A 17,106-nucleotide genomic window follows, 5' to 3' on the forward strand; every position below is an offset into this window, starting at 1 on the left:
GATTTCACCGCCTGATTCCTTGATTTAAATAAAAAGAGCCCATCTTGTCGTAATCCACCCGGTTGTACTGATAACGGGATGTCCACGTAAAAGTGAGCTGTGCAACGCCTTCGTCTATGATGCGAGACTCCATTTTTCGGATTCGCATGTATTTGCCCGTATTGTGGCCATCCTCATCAATAACAGGGGTGACCATACGAGATTTTCTAATAGTCTGGGCAATGTGTTCAGCAGCGTCAACCGCTTGTTCGTCCGATTTGGCAAATACCTTGATGGCAAGGGAACAGTCTACCCTATACGAACTGATAGAGCTGGGTGCGTCAGCTGAGATGGGCTGAGGGAAATACATGGATGGAAGTATAAAATCCTGCGGCATACGATCCGTATAGACCTGGACGGGATGAATCTTATAACATGCCGACATGATCGATCCAACGTCACTGTTCACCGCGGCCGACCTCCCCGCCTGATGGCGCGCCGACCTCTCGGCAAAGCATCAAGCCATTCCTGCAGACGACGCTCTAAAGATTGCTCAAACAAGCGCTCAAAGATCAGCAATGCCGTATCCCAATAGTGTGTACCCTCTACCCATTGACGCCGTAGCATCATGCCTGTACTCGCTCCTGAATCATATTCAAACTTGTCACCACGCCAACGTCCCGGTACCCATCGTTGTTCCACGCCTTCCTTGGTTGTCCAATGGCCGTCATTAACGAATTGTGCATATTCCAGATTGGTACCAACTTCGAGACGCAGGCCGCCGGCAGACGTAGACCAAACATTTTCGCTGTCACCTTTGTCAAAGCTGTTAAGCAACCGCCGCGTGTCTACCGTCTTTGTCCGGATAATCTCATCCTGGATTAATTCAAGAAACTCAAACCCCATCGCTTCCAGCCAAAGCGCATATTCTCGCTGGAGCCCACCGTTTGCCGCTTGATCCAGTCCGCGGATTAATTCATTTAAACCACGTATTTCTGCCCGGTTACTGCTCATAGATTGCCCCTCCTGGTTGCTGTGACTTCCCAATGATGGCCCCGGAGATCACGGGGAACCTGCAACGTCAGCTCCACACCATTCCAGACCACCTTGTCATTCACTCGAACGTCAACGTCGGGGAGAAAATGAACAAGAAAGGAATGCAGGATCTCGTTGTTCGGCTCAGCCTGATTGATGGTTTGTCCCTTCTCAACGAACCAACATGGTACGTCAGCTGCGTCCGGTACCGATCCATATTTAAGTTCAGCTGCGACCGGTACACCGAAACGTCCAGGTCCTGCGCTTGACTGCATATGGTAAATGTCACATCGATCCTTGAGCATATCCGAATAACTCATAACAATCTCATCCTCATTTTGACGTTACCCTGCACCGGCTGCGTCTTGAATTTACGCAGCATAGCCAGAATGGACGCCTTACTGATAATCTGGCCGTTGTCCAAGGTGTATGAATAACCACCAATGCTTTCAGACTTGATCCCCTTGGCAATTGACTCATCCCCGTTAATCAAGGCATAATACTGCCCCAACTGGACAAGAGCAAGCCGGGCTTCTGGCGGCAGAACGGGGTAAAGGGTCGTATCACTAAAATCATGACCGACCTCTTCAAACACTTCCGTTTCTGCCTGCAGGATGTCCATCTCAAGCAGATGCGACGCCCGTGCCTTGACCTTGGAAAACACCGTGTAATCAATGATTTCCTGCGGTGTGATTAGGGCCATACTGTTTACCCCTGAAGTTTGAGGATTTGCTCAATCAGTTCATCCTCAGTTTTCGCATCTTCCGGATTGCCACCCAGTTCAATCAAGAGGGAAAGTTGTTCGTCTTCCGTCAACTTTTTAAGCTGTGTTTTATTGTATTTTTTGGTTACTTCGGTACCGGTATCAGGAGCAACCTTAACATCTTCCTTTACTTCCTCCAGATCCGCATGTCTATCCAATAGTGAAACTGCTTCATCCTCGTTAACTTCGATCGGCTCGTTGGGATAAAAAAAGCGCCCTCCACCAACGTGAAGCGCGCCCTTTTGTTTCTTATATTGTAAATATGGCATCTTGGGATGCACCTCCAAATTAAGATTCGTTTTTAAATTACAATTTTGTACCAGTCATCCATGCAACCGCATCGATTTCACGTACTACAGCGTCCGCATATGCAAACAAGATGTGATAAGTGGAGTCTTTCACAGCTGCAGTAGAACCCTCAGCTGTACGGTTGTAACGCAATTCACGCGTGAACACCGGCTTCAGGTTGCTCATTGGAGTTAAAGCTGCAAAGCCGCCGCCCAAGTTCTCCACCACTTCGATCGGGAAGCCGCCGATTTCTGTCAGCTTGCCGTTAACCAAAGTTGTATCACCCAAGTTCGTAGGACGTTTCTGGATCAGTGCCACAATTTTTTGATACAAGCGACGACTCATGAACCAAGTTAAATCGGAGAAGTTTAAGTATTTCTCATCCAACACCAAGATATGGTTGATAAAGTCATCAATAGTTGGCTCGGCAGATCCCAAGTCTGTTTTAAAGTCAGAAGTCTTCATCTTTTTAACGAAGCCATCCAAGATAGATAGGAATGGATCGGCAGTAGTCCCATCTTGCAATTTCGCCGCTGTATCCCCGTTAAACATCAGGTCTTGAAGGTCAATACCGAATTGCGTTTGAACAAGATCGATCACTTTGGCTTCCATATCTTCACCACGGGCGTTATCGTTGTACCAAACATCATCATTCTTGATCCATTCATCCCAAAAGACTTTTTTCACCACATAGTCAATCTGACCATTAGTGATTCCACCAACTCCAGTTGGACTCTCATTCCCCGTGTGTTGACGAATACGACGTTTTGATACACCCAATGTATCAATCTTACCTGCAGGCGTATTTTTGTAGAACGGAGCTAATTTTGCCAAGGTCGTTGCTTTACCAACAGTGTCAACCAAAAACGCCTCAGCATCGTTCCGCGGCATAGTAATATTAATCGACTTTTGGATCGATGCGATCCCTTGTGCTTTACTGATAATTGCTTTGTTTTTCAAGTAAATCATCCTCTCTGATTTGTCTGATTAGTTATTGAAATGAGCCATGTAAGAAGGCCCGGCCGACTTATGGATTTCCTGTGTGTCGCCCGCTTCTTCTTGACGAGAGAGTCCGCGTGCCTTCTCGACCGTCTCCAATCGGGATTCAATCGGGGCCAATGCTTCTTTCAGAACGTCCTTCAATTGATCGGCAACAGTACCTCCTGGCTCTGGTGTTGGCGTAGTCCCTTCGGGATTGTCACCTTCACCCTTCTCCAACTTGTCCAATCGATCTGCGAGCGGACCAATTGCGTCCTTAACTATCTGTGCAATGTCTTCTTTCTTCACTTCTTCGTCCTCCTCTGGCTCTTGTTCAGGAGCCGTCTTATTTTTAAGATCGGTCAGCGCAGCAATGGCATCATCGATATGCTTCATGTTGCCGTCAGAAATCTTCTTCCCAGCCTTGGCGATCTGCTCGGGCGGTTGCCCCAACTCTTTTGCAATGTCTTTCACAGTTAAGACTTCCTGAGCGATGGTCACAAAGTCCTGAAGGGCTTCGCGAATCTTCTCAGGATCACTTTCCATTTCTTCTTCGTACCAACCGCCCCAATTGAAAATGACGCTATTCAATGCGTCCTGTGCAGCCCAAAATTCCCGACGACGACGGTCGCGTTCGTACTTTTCTGCAACTTCGCCTTTAGCAATCTTCTCAGTGCTACCAGTGAAAAAAGCCTTCATGGTACGAAAAAAGCCCATGGCTTCGTCATCCGACTTGGCCGCAGGCTCCTGGTCTTGCTTTTCAATTGCTTCTGCAGTGCCGGCCATAGAGTATCCGGTAATTTCACCGCTCTGAATTTGCTCCCAAATCTCTTCACTTGCTTTGGTGACAAGTACCCACGACCCTTTAAGGATCGTCTCACCGTTTAATTCAAAATCTACAGGTGCAATGTAACATTCAACGACATCCCCGACGCCTGGATCGAAATCATGCTGCGTATCCATAACTGCACCTTTGGCAATAGCAAGGTTAGACATAAAACCGTGAACAGCCTTTTCAATCTCAGCTGCAGTCATGATGTCGCCGTGGGTATCCTCGGCATCTGGCTCATAAACAACACCATATACAAGCTTTTTCTCGTCATCTGCTTTAGCGATCAGACGAACTTGCTTCTGAAAATCTGGCTTCTTATCGGACTTTGTAAGGAAGAACCGTTTTTGGTTCGCACCTTTATCCACGTAACTGATGTGCGTGATATCGACATTCTTCAGTTCTCTTGGCATCTTTGTTTTCACCCCCTCTCAGATTTAATCCAATGACAAACAGGCATGTACAAAGCAATGTCACACCCTTCTTCATGGGAATCAGTCCTCCATTTCACTCAATACCTGCTGTCGGATCGCTTCCTTCTCTTCCGGACTCAGGCCTAATATTTTTTTGTCCGTCACAGGAGACATCACGCACTTGCAACCGATACGTTCTCCAGGAGGGAGCTGGGGATCACGAGGGTAATCTCCGCTATGACCATTTACATCAAAAGGATCATCCACAGGAACTTCATCGCCATCCATCTTTACATGAGCTTCGCGGGGATTGTTATTCTTCGATCCGCTGTGCCGCCAACGCTTGGCAACGACAGCAGGGCTTTGCTTGTACGCTTCCCACTGGCTCCGGCTGGATGCTGCCAGTATTTCCGTTTGGGCTGTTACTCGAGCGCGTTCCCGATCAAACTGGGGAAGATCCTTAATCCGCTGAACAGCCACTTGAACCGATTCGCCTTCTTCAACTGCTGTAATCAAAGCTTCTTCCACAGCATTGTGCGAAGTGAGAACCATAATCTTGCCCAGATCCTTACCCCAATCTTTAATCCACTTCGTGGTACGTCCAGACAATGTATTAAAAGCGACATCCTTATCAATTGCCTTCATCATGTCTGCCGCAAGATCGGTAATTGTCGCAGTCAGGAACAGCACTGCCTCTGCGCTAAGCAATGCCGCGAACTCATCGGATGCAAATAAATCCTGTGTAACAAAATTGATGATGTTGTCCAGTGTTTCATCCTTAGCAACGAAGCTGTTTATACCGTTCACAAAATGCTTCCGCTGGCCTCGCAATAACTTGGCAACTGCCGTTTCAAAATCTTCCACATAATCAGGAACCTTTTGGAGTCCGGGAAAATCAGGAACATCTTCAGTCAAGTCGCCTTCCTCGGATTTAACAATGGATGCGATCGATGTGAGTAAACGGTCAATTGGCTCCACTCTGCAATCCCTCCAGTACGTCCCGCAAGTCCTTCAGCACGCTGATGATTTCTGATTGAGACGCTGCCGACTTGGAAAGCGCGATCGGGAACGATCCGTTTGTCGGTTGCTGTCTGAGGGACAAAGGTACATTTGCCGCTTCGTCTTCGAAGTTTTCAACTGTCTTGCCAAGAATCTTGCCTACGTCATCCCTGACATCATTCGGTGATACGCCGCCGATCTGATTATAAACAGTCAGCAGCTTAGCCTTGTCCTCGCTGTCCGAAATGTCCGGACCTTCGAAGAAGACTTCAACATGCTTAAGGTTGTATGGTTCCAGCAAGACATTGTTAATGATGAAAGCGAGACTCTCCCGTTCAGGAACAAAGACCTGTTCCTCAGTGATTTCCCTGGCTTTGTCGGCGGTAGCTCGATTAAAGTCACGACTGCGGCCAACGAAAATATCCGGCAACCTGAATGCAGATTGCTGTTTCATACGGGAATTGTCGTCGTAAGTCTGGAACAAAGCATCACCCTGAAGGATGTCGGCCAACGATTTCATTTCGATATCGACTTTGGTTTTTTCTTCATCGACGACCCCTTCATCCAAGCCTTCTACTTCAAGAATCAGCCATTTGTGTGCATGGTCAACTCCGTTAACGCTGTTCGCATACTCTTCAAGTTGTTTTACACTATCACTTGTAAGCATGCCGTTTTTGACCAGTACAGCCATAGGAATGTGGCGACCTTGATCGAAGTAATTCAGGTTCAGGATTTCCGCCTTACGACTGCCTGACATATGGGGTGACTGGCTAATCCAACGAGGTTCGCCATATGCTCCGCTACCGATTTTCAGGTGTAGAATTTCGTTTGCTTCTTCCTCTGACGGGATATCAGCCCCGTATTGGCCCGTCTTCCAGCTCATCTTACGCGGATCGCCAAAAGCCTTGAACCAAACCTTTGAACCATTGATCTCCTGCAGGTATCTGCGGAACTTCTTACGCCGTTTGAATTGCTTACCATTACGCCACACTACCACTTCCACCGGATCGCCAAGCTTGGATACTTTAATGTACTCAGGCTCCATGTTTTCGGCTTCTGCAGGCATCCCGGTTCCGTCTCGGATAATTTCAATGTACCCGTTCCCTGTTTGCTCTCGATGTACAATCGCATCCGCCCACACATCTTTGAATGGTTTATCGAAGCTGAAAAAACCTAGTATTTCCTCTACCCGTTCCCATTCAACTTTCATTTCATCATTCTCTTTGACTTTGGTGTCATCTTTCTTGTACTTTAGTCCAAAACCAAAACCTGCAACATTTTGTTTGTAGGCTTCAATGCACTGAGGAGCAATAGTACTCTCCTTGCTCATCTCAATCAGGTCTTTCGGGTTGTATGGCGGAATGATCAGGTCGCCGAATGAATTGCCTTCGTCTCTGATCGCTGTTGACGTGCTGCTCTTGCTAACAGACGTCGATTTAATTACCCGTGCGTTGACTGTTCGCATATTATCTCCTTTCTACCGTCGACTTGGTCGTTCGCGTTGTGGCCGTTTTTTCGGCTCGTCTTCCCTTTCTGAGCGCCTTTGTTTCGCACGTTGCATCAGGTAATCTGTATGGATACCATACCGCCGAGCGTCACAAGTATGGTCGTTTTGTTTGATGGGCTTATCTTCACCACGCTGGGCGGCTTTATTATCCCAAATGTAAGAAACCAACTCCTTCAGGGAATTGGTGTTTTCGGCGCAGATATAAAGTTCATCATTTCGAAACCGATTGGATACTGTTTGTATACCATCCAACACAGCATTGACAGCAGCACGTATATGATTGAATGCCCGACGCTTCAGCTCAATGATGAAAGCTTTCGCAGAAGGGTCGATGAAAATCGCGTATTCGTCGCCATCAGCGAAGGCTTGAAGGTCATCAGCATACTCGCTGTTCGTCTTTTCACCATTGACCTTGATGTCGTGATAATACTCGTCCAACTCGTAATAAACATCACCCAGGACACCGTATTTAAGGAACGTTGTCGGGTTATTGGCCCCGTAGTCAATGCAAATGAATTTGCGATCAAACTGTATAGGGAACCACTCACGGGGTTTCTTATGAATTTTGTCGCTGAATTTGGAAAAGATCACACCCTCAGCCATAACCCAAAGGCCAAGAATAAATCGGTCATAGAATATTCCGGTGTACATCCTCCGGTACCGATCACGGACACGCTCGGACAGAGAAAGATTGTCCTCCATGGTGAAGTGAAGATGAACGGCGCGCTTAACGATCAGGTTGTCCAGCCATTCCACCTTAAACCAGTGATACGGTCCTGCAGGGTTGCAGTTAAACCACATCTTTGCATCTTCGACCGAACAACGGGCTGTCGCTTGATCCACGAAGGACTTGGGCATCAAAGCTACTTCATCGAAGAACATCCCCGCCAAAGTGATACCTTGAATCAGTTCCTGCGAACGCTCGTCCTTACCACCAAACAAGAAAAACTGGTTGCTTACGAGTCCGCGGGAGACTGTGAGGACGTTATCTGTCTTATTGTCATGTACCTGGTACCCACGACTGGCCAACATTCGTTTAAGAGGACCCACAACGTTACGGCGAAGCGCACCGATCGTCTTTCCAGACATACCAAATTGCTCAGAGCGGAACGTTTCCGTTGCCCAAACGATGTATGAAAAGGACATGGCCACTGTCTTGCCGGCACGAACCGATCCGTCACAAATAATAGCATCCATTTCATGATGAGGGCTTTCGGGCATCCACCATGTAAGGACTTGAACTTGTTTATCGGAAAACGGCTGCCACTTGAAAGGTGCGGGTTTAAGCTTCAGAACTGCCATTTTTAGCCCACACCTCCGCAGCACGTCCTCTCAGAGCTGCCATGAATCCATCATCCTCAACTTCATCAGGCTCAGATCCACCGCGTTTGATCATCAGCTCATGTTTCAGCATCTCGATCCGAACACGTTTCTCTTCATCCAGCAAACGAGCCTTTAGCTCAATAGCTTTCAGTTTTTTGTCCTGAACGCGGGTCAATGCTTCTTCAAGAGAGATGATGTCATCGATCTGGCGGAAAGTCTTTTCCTCAATCTCGGACTCGACCAGCTCTGTACGAGTATAAGGAACAGTCTTCGTTTTCCCTGAGATCTCATCATGAACCGTCATGGCTTCTTTGATCGATTTGAGCTCATAAAGAACTCGACGTTCCCGCTCAGTAAGGCCATCGGTCAGCCTCTTGATCCTTAGCAACATCCTACGTTCACGGATTTCAAACTTCATGATGGCTTCGTCTGCCTGTTGGATCGGGTCCGTGTCAATGAGATCCACGAGGCCCCGTTCATCATCTTCGAGGGCGTCAAGCCAAATACTTTCATACTCACCTGTCGTTACGGCTTTCTTGTTCCCATAAGGCCCACCGTTGCCGCCTTTATTACCCACAGCACGTTTATTCCCTGGCGGTGCTCCCCCGCGATTCCCGACAGCATTTTTGTTCCCTTTGGGCGCTCCGCGTTTGGTAACGTTACTAATGGTTTCAATGGTAACGTTACTATTCAATTCAGCCGCCCAACCGTCCTGAGACTTCCACTTTCGTATCTGAGTCTCCCCAATAGAAAGAGCGGCGGCGATGTCTTTTAACTTCATCGCCCCGCCGCTCTCCAACCACATCAGTTTAGCCTTATCCCGCTCGGGACTGCGTTCTCTGGCCATCTACATTCATCACCACCCCCAACAAAGAAGAGCCGCGACAGTCAACCGTCACAGCCCCTATTTAACTAAAGTGTATTCAGCTTCAAGGTCAGCTTTATTCATGTGAGATAGCTTTCCTGTTGCATCACGAACAATATAATCCCCTGCCGGCACAACCAAAACTAAATATTGACTGATAATAACACGTAATTGGATTACTCCTGTGGGACTCATCTCCAATGTAATAGGAACTTGAACAAAAGACATGACTTCGTTCATGTGGAGCGGGTCGGATGGCGGATAACCTTGGAACTGTATCGCCTGCACTGTAATGATCTTTTGATAGCTTTTAACGGACATACTTATCACCCTTTCGTTGAAATAGAAAAGACGACCTACATGAGATCGTCCTGTTGAAGCTTGATATCCAGCTCAATCAACCGTTCCAGGTCGGCAACAGTCTGCATCTTTATATGTCCAGCCTGCAGGTCACGGACCCACTGGGCAATGGCAGCTTTAACGATTTTGCGGTATTGCTCTTTGGATTCGAGGATGCCTTCCGCAACTTCGAGTTCATGCTGCATTAAAATTTCATCTGGTGTTCTCATGCGTACCCCTCGGCTTTCCGTGTAAAATGGAATGCGAGATAGCGGCGGTGTCGATAAATGCCGCGCGCGGCGGGCCGCTATCTCAGCCGGGGGATACCCTGGGTTGATGGGAGGACGTTGCTGCGTCCTCCTTTTAATTTTGACTAAACCACTGCAAGTGAATTTGCTCAGCTATACGGTGCATCATGATCGGCGGGACACTCATGCCACATACATACTGGACATTGGCATCCATAAAATCATAATCACTAGGGAATGTTTGCATCCTGATCGCATCCATATCACTTATGTGCTGCGGCACATCATCCCGCAAGAAAACAGATGAGCTGGCGAGAGTGTTGGCCACCTTCTGATTCTTCAATAGAATCGTGTTGAAGTTACTCATCTTCCCTTCTTCACGCTCCGTCACATCCCCCATATTCAAATCAGGAGGACGTTTCTTGTGCCACCGCTGGAATGTCTTACTGTCTGGATTAATTGGCGATCCTTCACCACTTCGGATATCTCCGTACAGTATTGGTGGTTCACTGAATTCCAAGCGTAACGGCGGAAACGGCATGTCCTCACGAACAGCTATGAAGAATACCCGTTCACGCTTCTGTGGGACACCCATCGTGGCAGAGTTAAGAAGAAACAACTGCACCCTGTATCCAATCTCTCGGAAACGGGAAAGCACCATACTCACGAAACCACGGGCTTTGCCGACTAACATACCCCGGACGTTCTCAGCCACGGCTACACGAGGTTGAAGCTTGTTCACAACATGCAGAAACTCAAAAAAAAGGTCATCCAATTGCTGGACGGCCTGCCCTTCGCGAAATGCATATTCCCCTCCCCATTTATCTTCCCTATCACCGGCAATTGAATACACGCTACATGGCGGCGACCCATCCAAGATGTCCAGGGCAAACAACTCTGGCGGGAGATCTGCATCAGGAATATCCTTAAAATCCTGAATAGGCATGAGGAACGGATGAGACGGGTTATGATTCTGCCGATATATCCTCATCATCTGCGGATCGATCTCTACATTACCCAGCATGGTGTATCCTGCCAGCTTGTACCCCATTGTTGAACCACCACCGCAAGAGAAGCAGGAAAACACGGTATGGCCATGTTGCGGTACATACTTCAGATCAGCAAGCTTCCAGTCCCATGATGGCCGTTTCATGATGTACCTCCCTGGTCGAAAAGAAATCCGCACCGCGGGCACTTACAGTCGAAGTTCGATTCGTCGAAGTCGGAAACGTCCAGCTCTTTATTTGTGAAATCACCCAACTGATCCTCAGACGGTTCTTTAAAATCAGCAAGCAGTCTATCAATCTCCGTGTCATCAAAACCAGATAGCGACAGATCAGCACCTGTCGCTTGCAGATCATCAAGCAGGGCGGACAATGCTTCCTCGTCCCAACTACCAGATACCTTGTTCAAAACAATGTTCAGTAGCTTCTCCTGCTGATCGTCGAGATCCACAACCGAAACCTGCAGCTCAGTGTGACCCAGCTCGTTGACCATGATCTTATACCGCTGATGGCCACCGACCATATGCCCTGTGCGTTCGTTCCAAACAATCGGCTCCACATAACCGAATTGCTCTATGCTACGGCGAAGCTTTTCGTATTCAACATCCCCTGGCTGAAGGTCAATCCGGGGGTTATATGCTGCTGCATTAATCTGATCGATTGGTACGATTCTGATGTTCATATCTATCACCTCAAAGTTTTTTTCACTATGACCGCAACTGGAAGATAGGATAAACCGATGGTTAAGCTGACTAAACAATAGGAGGCATTACCACAATGACAATCACTGAAATGATTTATGAACTTACCAAGATTTCACTCGACAAAACAATCCCTGCTATTTGTACTTTATTAGCTGTATCTCTCCCTGTTCATGCGAAAGTCGTGAAAGGAAAGAAACGAAAAAGGCCACGCCGTTAGGCATGACCTCATACATTCTATTACTACCGGTTTCTCAACGCTTCTTCCAAGATTCGAAATAGATTACCGTGGAGTTCTCGAAGAGTATCATTGGTTTTGATATCTTTAATTCTCTTCACGTTAACACCTGTCAATGCAATGCTTCTTGCATTCAAAGCTTCCATGTAGTCATATCCGGGGTTTTGCGATTTAATTCTTTCAATCTCTCTGAAATCTTCATCATCCAAATGCATAGTGTAGCCAGACACTTCCATTTTATCCCTCCTCTCAAAACTATCATACTCAAAGTTTGGGAGTTGAACAAAGGGGATTTGTGTTGAGTTGGTTTCAACGTATGGGTGACACTCATATTCGTGCGTACGCTCACTCAGTGCCTGTTCTCCGCTCTTAAAATGGCCGACCTCTGCAAACGGACGTTCTCATTCTAAGAAGCTCAAGACGGCTCACATTCTGTCATGCGATAGCAAAAGAAAAAGCCGCTCTAAGGCGACTCTTCTTATTTTTTCAAAGTACCGAATGAAAATCCATCGACTGAATTGAGCTTCCCTCTCCAAAGCTTAATAAGATAACTAGTTTCACCCTGAGCGATAACAACGTCCTTCAGATGAATATATTCGGTGATTGCATCGCCGGATGTATCTGAATAATGTGTAGCAGCAAAGCGACGATATAATGAAGCTAATTTAGCTCCATCTTCATTCACACTTTCAAATTCATCTGCGATCGACTCAAAATAATCTTTATTCGAAATTAATAATCCAGAAACAAGTGTCCCTCCAACATTTAAGGTTAACCCTAAAGACAAACTGTCTGCCACTTCCACTAGGGCTACCAATAGAAAATCTTTTTGTAGAGGGGGTACTTCAGTTGTTGATTCATATACTTCACTCATTTTCATTCAACACTCCTAACTCTAAGATAAGGTGCTAGAATATTTTACCTCTTTTGGGCAGACAGGTCTACTACAGAACTGCTTAACCTCATCCCATCTGCCCCATACACAACCTTTGCATTTCTCCGGCTGCTTGTTGGGACGAATACGCTGCTTCTTCCGTCTTCTGCTGCTGATCATATAAACCTCCATTAAAAAAAGCCGATCCAGTGAAGGAACGACTTAATATGTGATATGTATTATTTAGATAATTTTGCTTCGTACACAAGCTGATAATGCGGAATACCTTTATAAACAAATAAGTACATACAAGCGATAGCGAGTATACCAAATACAACGTTAAACGCCTGGCCTCTCAATCTAAAAACATATCTGGCCAACAACCCTGCTACTACTAATGGTAAAGCTATATATAAGACTAATGTTTCTACCATTGCTGCCGACATAGCTTTAAATGTACTTGTTCCTGCTTCTCCGAAAATATCCAGCTCAACACCTCCTACAAGATTAAAAGATTGGCGTCCGTACCGTCCGCAGCAAAAACGCTACGCTCTTTGCTTTAAATGCATACGTTCTATGTTACAAGAGAGGAAGAACAAGACCATTTTACAGATCACATAAAATCTCAGTCAATTCAAGATTCGCTCTCTCACAATCCTATTACTCAAAAATACTTCGAATTCCGGCGACTTACTCACTAATTCAATTTAAGAAGGATAGACAAACAATTGTGCTAATCCAAAAAGTATAAAGCCAACAATAAGTAAAAAGAATCCGCGCTTGGAGAATTTCTTCCGGTTTTCGAATCCTTTGAACATACGATCCTTTTCCTGTTGACTATAAGGGAATCCTGATCTTTCATCCAATCCAATGGTGTCTCGCGCCGCTCCGTGGTAACCGTAAATTGAACCCGCAAGTGAAATCAGAATTCCAAGCATATTGATCCACCAACTAATTAGTGACATGTAAATTCATCTCCTTTATTCAAATCATACCGCAAATAAAGAAGAGATAAAACAGAAAAGGCGAGAAGAGGAACGCCCCAGTCATATGCCGCATGTGCAGCTGTGCGTTTCATTCTCGCCCGATTTCCACAATACAAATATATCACGTCTAAAGTCCAACGAACGGCCATCATGTGGCCATAATCAGGTCAAAAATAGGTCAATACTTTTGCATCAAGCGTCTATTTCGAATTTCAACTATCTTTGCAACATCTCTAAGTTCTTTTTCTTCCTTCTCTTTTAAAGTAGTAGCGATACGTTTTTCTTCTTCTTTCTTTTCTGCAATCATCTTCTCTTGATCAGTATAAGTATTATCTATACATTCTTTTAAACTAATTATCCACTGGTATCTTAGGAAGAAAACTGAGAATCCCAACAGTAACATTCCTATAAGTATTAATAGTACTGTTCCTTGTGCTTCTTGAAGCATCTTCAATTCATTCATGAACTTTACTGCATCCTCTGAGATTGCTTTTGATAAGTACTCTGCCTGTTTATCTACTTCAACTGATTTTATTGCTTCTTTGTATATATACATTCTGGACTCGTGTTCCCAATCTGAGATCTTCAAACTCTGCCCCAAATAAAAAACAGTTGGGGACAAGATAGCTGATAATACAAAAGTAATAATTACCCAAACAAGGTTAATTTGTTTAGCTGTCTCAGCTTGAGCAATAATCCCACTTCTAATGGCACCCAATTCACCTAAATCAGGGTGTGCTTCTTTGATCTTTCTTTTAACTTCAAGTGAAGTGTTTAAACTTATCGCTCCTAAACCTTTGAATAAACTACCTGTTGCACCATGAACCTTTAACAAATAACTGCTTGCACTAAAATGTTTAAATTCCAAATGAATCCCTCCTTTTAAACATATATCGGAAAATAAGGAGAATAGGAATAGGCCGGCATTTAGCCGACCCCAATTTCCTCTATTGATTCAGTGTAAACTTCCATACCTAATGCTGAACCTAAGATATTAAGTCCTTCTGTTTTAATCCTGCGAAATGTGCGATCGCTTAGTCCCAGTTCTCCTGAAATAATTGCGTCATACTCACCTTCGTCATCAAGGTAACTTCTCTGAATGACATCTCTTTGAATTGAAGATAGCCTTTCAAGAGCTAGACCGAGTAAACGATCCATTTCCTTCAGCTCAGCTTCCTTGTCCACGTTGTATACAGCAATTGTTTCTGTTTGCTTGCTGATTGTATTGGTGGACTGATGTTCTCTATATACATACGCCTGCGTGATTGCTGCCTCTCGTCTTATGAAACCAATCTGCCGGTACTGACGAACGGTTTCAATATATTCTTCCACAGCGCGGCGGGTTGCTTTTTCATCGATAGGCAGTATATTAAAAGTCAATTGTAAGTTATTTTTTCGTCTTTTCCCCATTATTACGATCCCCTCACCCGTGGTATAATTTGGTGAGGTAAAAGAGATGAGTCCCCCGCCGTGCCGGCAAGCTTGCGGGGGATATTTGTTATACTGGAATAACTTCGTTGCAAAACTCATCCCACTCCGCTTCACACTCTTCTGCGGACCAGCCGTTTACCAGGTCTTGCGGATATCCATACTCCAAAAGCAATGCCCTAAAATCCCGTTCCAATTTACCACTCACCCCCACGTTTGTAATACTTCCCGTTCCCTTTGCGTTGTTGTGGAGCCGTAACTGACTTCTGCAACTTATCTGGCCGTTTAGGTGGGTGCTCAGCCCCGATAGCCTTCAAGTGCTGTTCGATCTGCTCCGGTGACCACGTTGTCTTTTCAACCTTGCGATAATCTACCATCAGCAGATCCTCCCGGTTCGAATGCCTTCCTGCAGATCAGTAAGCAATTTATATACTGCGGCATCATGTGTTTCCTCAATGCCTTGATCTTGAATCCACTTCATAATTCCTGCCTGAGTTACAACCTTTGGCCGTTTGCCTTTCTTGGTTAATACCAAGGTGCGAACACCACCGGAAGAATTAGTAAGATACCCTTTGCGAATAAGTGAATTGACGTGTGAATGCACCGTTGAAGAAGATGCCAACATAATTCCATCTGCAATTTCCCGAATCGTAGGTGCGTATCCATTATCTTCGATGAAAAATCGAATGAAATCATATACATCTTGTTGCCTACGGCTAAGAGCCTTCTCTAAAGTTGCTCTCGTTGTCATCCTGTTTCCTCCCAATTCCATAAGCTGAGCTGGCCTTTAGCTGGTACCGGCTCCTGCAGCTGAACCACATCGTCAAGTTGCCAAGCAAAGCGTCCGTCACTGTAATCTCCGAAATGGTACTCATCGGGCAATCGAACACCGATCATCTCAGGAGTGCCCCACATCTTTTGAATATTTTGATCGAGACTTGATAGATGGACTGCCGATAATTCAGTATGGTGAAACGGACGACTAATGCTAAACACATCAGTAAGTACCGACTTTGCAATCACTGCCCCTGTTGGCAGTTCGCTCCAATCATTAATACCATGTTTCGATAACACCTCACGGATCTTTGGGATCAAGCACGCCTCTTTATCCACCTTCTGCCCTGCGTGAATAGCAAGTGGTCCGCGGTGCTTTGTCGCCCAGCTCCGTGTCTCAAGTGTTTTCACGCCCAAGGCCACCAGCGTTGTCCAGGGCTGAATGATCGTGACTGTCTTCATATGTCCATCTCCTTAGCCAGTTGAAAGAATTCATCTTTGCTGATTTCAGCCAGCGTTATTGTTGCAAATTTCATTTTTTGACGCTGGTCCTCAATCTTTTGTTCATCATTTGAACGGAAGAGTCCAGATACTTCGCCATCAGGCCCAACAAACTTGAAATATTGATCTGCAGGAATTGTTTCTTCTAGTTCTTCTCTCCTATCATTCAATAGAACATCCACTCTCACTTTGTAATCTTCAGGGGTAGCATCACGATAGTTCGCCGTATCTTCAACATCCTTGAATAAAAGACCACAAGTAATATCTGTGAACAGTTCATACCTAATTAATCCTTCGCGTCTATACACTTTAATTCGATTCTTGTATTTATAAATCTCTTCGATACCTTGTGAATGCCACATCTCTAAAAGCGAGAGTTCTAAACTCTTATTAGCAGTGTTTTGCACCTTTTCAAGTTCATTTTTGTACCAATCACGTTCAATGATAGCCCCTGCCGATTTAGAAGTTTCCTCTAATTTTTGTTTGGTTAGGGTTTCAATAATGCTATCTTTAAGGGTTCCCCGTGACAACAGATTTTTCTTATCCTCAGCCAGATGATTAATCATCAATATGGCATCTGACAGTTCCTTATCTAAACGTTCAACTTCCCCTTGTGTCTCTTCTAGTTCGTCCATTAAAATGTGCGGATATGGCACTCTTGCATTAGCCAGTATTTGTTTAATTTCCATAATCGTTCTCATGACTGTTCACTCTCCGCTTTCTTGTCTTTTGAATTTCGAATCCATGTGAACCAACGGTACCGATCTTCAATCAGATATGACTTGCCTTTAGGCATGAAATTGCTTGGCTCAATCCGTAACTTACCGAAACCTGTTTCCACTGTACCTATCTCCGCCATTTCAGTACCTGCAGCACACACCATTTTGATTTGATCGATGCGGCAACCATCATTGATCAGCGGGGCAAGCTTCTGGTCGATTAACTGAATCACTTTCGGTGAGATGGCCATGTCATCAGCTCCTTTATATCGCTGCCAGCGATGCGTTAACCCGCGTAAGTTATGGCCCTGTTTT

General features: G+C 45.5%; 28 protein-coding genes. 1 reads left to right on the plus strand and 27 read right to left on the minus strand.

Annotation, left to right across the window (positions count from 1 at the left end):
- Nucleotides 1-4: 4 nt before the first annotated feature.
- From ABIE27_RS24680 to ABIE27_RS24750, 15 genes are all read right to left on the minus strand, one after another.
- On the minus strand, nucleotides 5-448 hold the full coding sequence (locus tag ABIE27_RS24680; RefSeq protein ID WP_429351752.1) for a phage portal protein: 444 nt from the start codon (nucleotides 446-448) through the stop codon (nucleotides 5-7).
- Nucleotides 445-993, minus strand: coding sequence for an HK97 gp10 family phage protein (locus tag ABIE27_RS24685; RefSeq protein ID WP_429351753.1), 549 nt, complete (start codon nucleotides 991-993; stop codon nucleotides 445-447). The genes ABIE27_RS24680 and ABIE27_RS24685 overlap by 4 nt, the downstream gene beginning before the upstream one ends.
- On the minus strand, nucleotides 990-1,334 hold the full coding sequence (locus ABIE27_RS24690; RefSeq protein WP_429351754.1) for a DUF3599 family protein: 345 nt from the start codon (nucleotides 1,332-1,334) through the stop codon (nucleotides 990-992). Before ABIE27_RS24690 ends, ABIE27_RS24685 begins: the two co-directional genes overlap by 4 nt.
- Nucleotides 1,331-1,717 (minus strand): protein YqbG, encoded by a 387-nt coding sequence (gene yqbG / locus ABIE27_RS24695; RefSeq protein WP_429351755.1) that lies wholly within the window; start codon nucleotides 1,715-1,717, stop codon nucleotides 1,331-1,333. The genes ABIE27_RS24690 and yqbG overlap by 4 nt, the downstream gene beginning before the upstream one ends.
- A gap of 5 nt (nucleotides 1,718-1,722) precedes the next feature.
- Entirely contained in the window at nucleotides 1,723-2,046 is a 324-nt protein-coding gene (locus ABIE27_RS24700) for a hypothetical protein (RefSeq protein ID WP_429351756.1), read from the minus strand.
- Between the two features lie 37 nt (nucleotides 2,047-2,083).
- The gene (locus tag ABIE27_RS24705; RefSeq protein WP_429351757.1) at nucleotides 2,084-3,025 is read right to left on the minus strand and encodes a phage major capsid protein; all 942 of its coding nucleotides are present in this window, start codon (nucleotides 3,023-3,025) and stop codon (nucleotides 2,084-2,086) included.
- 27 nt (nucleotides 3,026-3,052) lie between these two features.
- Nucleotides 3,053-4,285 (minus strand): XkdF-like putative serine protease domain-containing protein, encoded by a 1,233-nt coding sequence (locus ABIE27_RS24710; RefSeq protein ID WP_429351758.1) that lies wholly within the window; start codon nucleotides 4,283-4,285, stop codon nucleotides 3,053-3,055.
- An 81-nt stretch (nucleotides 4,286-4,366) separates the two neighbouring features.
- Entirely contained in the window at nucleotides 4,367-5,263 is an 897-nt protein-coding gene (locus tag ABIE27_RS24715; protein WP_429351759.1) for a phage minor head protein, read from the minus strand.
- The gene (locus ABIE27_RS24720) at nucleotides 5,250-6,749 is read right to left on the minus strand and encodes a phage portal protein (RefSeq protein ID WP_429351760.1); all 1,500 of its coding nucleotides are present in this window, start codon (nucleotides 6,747-6,749) and stop codon (nucleotides 5,250-5,252) included. Before ABIE27_RS24720 ends, ABIE27_RS24715 begins: the two co-directional genes overlap by 14 nt.
- Nucleotides 6,750-6,761: 12 nt before the next feature.
- On the minus strand, nucleotides 6,762-8,093 hold the full coding sequence (locus tag ABIE27_RS24725; RefSeq protein ID WP_429351761.1) for a PBSX family phage terminase large subunit: 1,332 nt from the start codon (nucleotides 8,091-8,093) through the stop codon (nucleotides 6,762-6,764).
- Entirely contained in the window at nucleotides 8,074-8,961 is an 888-nt protein-coding gene (locus tag ABIE27_RS24730) for a phage terminase small subunit-related protein (RefSeq protein ID WP_429351762.1), read from the minus strand. The genes ABIE27_RS24725 and ABIE27_RS24730 overlap by 20 nt, the downstream gene beginning before the upstream one ends.
- A gap of 57 nt (nucleotides 8,962-9,018) precedes the next feature.
- Nucleotides 9,019-9,300 carry a hypothetical protein gene (locus ABIE27_RS24735; RefSeq protein ID WP_429351763.1) on the minus strand — a complete coding sequence of 94 codons (282 nt, stop codon included), beginning with the start codon at nucleotides 9,298-9,300 and terminating at the stop codon, nucleotides 9,019-9,021.
- A 35-nt stretch (nucleotides 9,301-9,335) separates the two neighbouring features.
- On the minus strand, nucleotides 9,336-9,548 hold the full coding sequence (locus tag ABIE27_RS24740) for a hypothetical protein (protein WP_429351764.1): 213 nt from the start codon (nucleotides 9,546-9,548) through the stop codon (nucleotides 9,336-9,338).
- Between the two features lie 133 nt (nucleotides 9,549-9,681).
- On the minus strand, nucleotides 9,682-10,719 hold the full coding sequence (locus ABIE27_RS24745; RefSeq protein WP_429351765.1) for a DNA cytosine methyltransferase: 1,038 nt from the start codon (nucleotides 10,717-10,719) through the stop codon (nucleotides 9,682-9,684).
- A complete protein-coding gene (locus ABIE27_RS24750; RefSeq protein WP_429351766.1) occupies nucleotides 10,716-11,252 on the minus strand; it encodes a ParB N-terminal domain-containing protein in 537 nt (178 codons plus the stop codon). Before ABIE27_RS24750 ends, ABIE27_RS24745 begins: the two co-directional genes overlap by 4 nt.
- A gap of 95 nt (nucleotides 11,253-11,347) precedes the next feature.
- Here ABIE27_RS24750 and ABIE27_RS24755 point away from each other — a divergent pair, with 95 nt between their 5' ends.
- Nucleotides 11,348-11,491 (plus strand): hypothetical protein, encoded by a 144-nt coding sequence (locus tag ABIE27_RS24755; RefSeq protein ID WP_429351767.1) that lies wholly within the window; start codon nucleotides 11,348-11,350, stop codon nucleotides 11,489-11,491.
- 23 nt (nucleotides 11,492-11,514) lie between these two features.
- Here ABIE27_RS24755 and ABIE27_RS24760 read toward each other — a convergent pair whose 3' ends face one another.
- The 12 genes from ABIE27_RS24760 to ABIE27_RS24815 all read right to left on the minus strand — a co-directional run bounded on the left by ABIE27_RS24760 (nucleotide 11,515) and on the right by ABIE27_RS24815 (nucleotide 17,042).
- The gene (locus tag ABIE27_RS24760) at nucleotides 11,515-11,745 is read right to left on the minus strand and encodes a hypothetical protein (RefSeq protein ID WP_429351768.1); all 231 of its coding nucleotides are present in this window, start codon (nucleotides 11,743-11,745) and stop codon (nucleotides 11,515-11,517) included.
- Between the two features lie 242 nt (nucleotides 11,746-11,987).
- Nucleotides 11,988-12,383 (minus strand): gas vesicle accessory protein GvpU, encoded by a 396-nt coding sequence (gene gvpU / locus ABIE27_RS24765; protein WP_429351769.1) that lies wholly within the window; start codon nucleotides 12,381-12,383, stop codon nucleotides 11,988-11,990.
- A 239-nt stretch (nucleotides 12,384-12,622) separates the two neighbouring features.
- On the minus strand, nucleotides 12,623-12,829 hold the full coding sequence (locus ABIE27_RS24770; protein WP_429351770.1) for a hypothetical protein: 207 nt from the start codon (nucleotides 12,827-12,829) through the stop codon (nucleotides 12,623-12,625).
- 261 nt (nucleotides 12,830-13,090) lie between these two features.
- Nucleotides 13,091-13,348 carry a hypothetical protein gene (locus ABIE27_RS24775; protein ID WP_429351771.1) on the minus strand — a complete coding sequence of 86 codons (258 nt, stop codon included), beginning with the start codon at nucleotides 13,346-13,348 and terminating at the stop codon, nucleotides 13,091-13,093.
- A gap of 199 nt (nucleotides 13,349-13,547) precedes the next feature.
- A complete protein-coding gene (locus ABIE27_RS24780) occupies nucleotides 13,548-14,237 on the minus strand; it encodes a hypothetical protein (RefSeq protein ID WP_429351772.1) in 690 nt (229 codons plus the stop codon).
- A 59-nt stretch (nucleotides 14,238-14,296) separates the two neighbouring features.
- The gene (locus ABIE27_RS24785) at nucleotides 14,297-14,779 is read right to left on the minus strand and encodes an ArpU family phage packaging/lysis transcriptional regulator (RefSeq protein WP_429351773.1); all 483 of its coding nucleotides are present in this window, start codon (nucleotides 14,777-14,779) and stop codon (nucleotides 14,297-14,299) included.
- Between the two features lie 88 nt (nucleotides 14,780-14,867).
- Nucleotides 14,868-15,005 (minus strand): hypothetical protein, encoded by a 138-nt coding sequence (locus ABIE27_RS24790; RefSeq protein WP_429351774.1) that lies wholly within the window; start codon nucleotides 15,003-15,005, stop codon nucleotides 14,868-14,870.
- Entirely contained in the window at nucleotides 14,995-15,174 is a 180-nt protein-coding gene (locus ABIE27_RS24795; RefSeq protein WP_429351775.1) for a hypothetical protein, read from the minus strand. Before ABIE27_RS24795 ends, ABIE27_RS24790 begins: the two co-directional genes overlap by 11 nt.
- Nucleotides 15,174-15,548 (minus strand): hypothetical protein, encoded by a 375-nt coding sequence (locus ABIE27_RS24800; protein WP_429351776.1) that lies wholly within the window; start codon nucleotides 15,546-15,548, stop codon nucleotides 15,174-15,176. The genes ABIE27_RS24795 and ABIE27_RS24800 overlap by 1 nt, the downstream gene beginning before the upstream one ends.
- Nucleotides 15,545-16,033 carry an ASCH domain-containing protein gene (locus ABIE27_RS24805; RefSeq protein ID WP_429351777.1) on the minus strand — a complete coding sequence of 163 codons (489 nt, stop codon included), beginning with the start codon at nucleotides 16,031-16,033 and terminating at the stop codon, nucleotides 15,545-15,547. Before ABIE27_RS24805 ends, ABIE27_RS24800 begins: the two co-directional genes overlap by 4 nt.
- Complete coding sequence (locus ABIE27_RS24810; protein WP_429351778.1) at nucleotides 16,030-16,773, minus strand: hypothetical protein; 744 nt, start codon at nucleotides 16,771-16,773, stop codon at nucleotides 16,030-16,032. The genes ABIE27_RS24805 and ABIE27_RS24810 overlap by 4 nt, the downstream gene beginning before the upstream one ends.
- Entirely contained in the window at nucleotides 16,770-17,042 is a 273-nt protein-coding gene (locus tag ABIE27_RS24815; RefSeq protein WP_429351779.1) for a hypothetical protein, read from the minus strand. The genes ABIE27_RS24810 and ABIE27_RS24815 overlap by 4 nt, the downstream gene beginning before the upstream one ends.
- Nucleotides 17,043-17,106 lie beyond the last annotated feature (64 nt).

Origin of the sequence: Paenibacillus sp. 4624 (assembly GCF_050435065.1) — a bacterium.
Classification (GTDB): Bacteria; Bacillota; Bacilli; order Paenibacillales; family Paenibacillaceae; genus Paenibacillus; species Paenibacillus amylolyticus_D.

Coding starts and splice junctions, on each gene's coding strand:
- ABIE27_RS24740 (WP_429351764.1), bottom strand. CDS start 9,548: ATGAGAACACCAGATGAAATTTTAATGCAGCATGAACTCGAAGTTGCG.
- ABIE27_RS24750 (WP_429351766.1), bottom strand. CDS start 11,252: ATGAACATCAGAATCGTACCAATCGATCAGATTAATGCAGCAGCATAT.
- ABIE27_RS24700 (WP_429351756.1), bottom strand. CDS start 2,046: ATGCCATATTTACAATATAAGAAACAAAAGGGCGCGCTTCACGTTGGT.
- ABIE27_RS24810 (WP_429351778.1), bottom strand. CDS start 16,773: ATGAGAACGATTATGGAAATTAAACAAATACTGGCTAATGCAAGAGTG.
- ABIE27_RS24685 (WP_429351753.1), bottom strand. CDS start 993: ATGAGCAGTAACCGGGCAGAAATACGTGGTTTAAATGAATTAATCCGC.
- ABIE27_RS24800 (WP_429351776.1), bottom strand. CDS start 15,548: ATGACAACGAGAGCAACTTTAGAGAAGGCTCTTAGCCGTAGGCAACAA.
- ABIE27_RS24745 (WP_429351765.1), bottom strand. CDS start 10,719: ATGAAACGGCCATCATGGGACTGGAAGCTTGCTGATCTGAAGTATGTA.
- ABIE27_RS24795 (WP_429351775.1), bottom strand. CDS start 15,174: ATGGTAGATTATCGCAAGGTTGAAAAGACAACGTGGTCACCGGAGCAG.
- ABIE27_RS24720 (WP_429351760.1), bottom strand. CDS start 6,749: ATGCGAACAGTCAACGCACGGGTAATTAAATCGACGTCTGTTAGCAAG.
- ABIE27_RS24730 (WP_429351762.1), bottom strand. CDS start 8,961: ATGGCCAGAGAACGCAGTCCCGAGCGGGATAAGGCTAAACTGATGTGG.
- yqbG (WP_429351755.1), bottom strand. CDS start 1,717: ATGGCCCTAATCACACCGCAGGAAATCATTGATTACACGGTGTTTTCC.
- ABIE27_RS24785 (WP_429351773.1), bottom strand. CDS start 14,779: ATGGGGAAAAGACGAAAAAATAACTTACAATTGACTTTTAATATACTG.
- ABIE27_RS24755 (WP_429351767.1), top strand. CDS start 11,348: ATGACAATCACTGAAATGATTTATGAACTTACCAAGATTTCACTCGAC.
- ABIE27_RS24805 (WP_429351777.1), bottom strand. CDS start 16,033: ATGAAGACAGTCACGATCATTCAGCCCTGGACAACGCTGGTGGCCTTG.
- ABIE27_RS24775 (WP_429351771.1), bottom strand. CDS start 13,348: ATGTCACTAATTAGTTGGTGGATCAATATGCTTGGAATTCTGATTTCA.
- ABIE27_RS24690 (WP_429351754.1), bottom strand. CDS start 1,334: ATGAGTTATTCGGATATGCTCAAGGATCGATGTGACATTTACCATATG.
- ABIE27_RS24760 (WP_429351768.1), bottom strand. CDS start 11,745: ATGGAAGTGTCTGGCTACACTATGCATTTGGATGATGAAGATTTCAGA.
- ABIE27_RS24815 (WP_429351779.1), bottom strand. CDS start 17,042: ATGGCCATCTCACCGAAAGTGATTCAGTTAATCGACCAGAAGCTTGCC.
- ABIE27_RS24770 (WP_429351770.1), bottom strand. CDS start 12,829: ATGTCGGCAGCAATGGTAGAAACATTAGTCTTATATATAGCTTTACCA.
- gvpU (WP_429351769.1), bottom strand. CDS start 12,383: ATGAGTGAAGTATATGAATCAACAACTGAAGTACCCCCTCTACAAAAA.
- ABIE27_RS24725 (WP_429351761.1), bottom strand. CDS start 8,093: ATGGCAGTTCTGAAGCTTAAACCCGCACCTTTCAAGTGGCAGCCGTTT.
- ABIE27_RS24735 (WP_429351763.1), bottom strand. CDS start 9,300: ATGTCCGTTAAAAGCTATCAAAAGATCATTACAGTGCAGGCGATACAG.
- ABIE27_RS24710 (WP_429351758.1), bottom strand. CDS start 4,285: ATGCCAAGAGAACTGAAGAATGTCGATATCACGCACATCAGTTACGTG.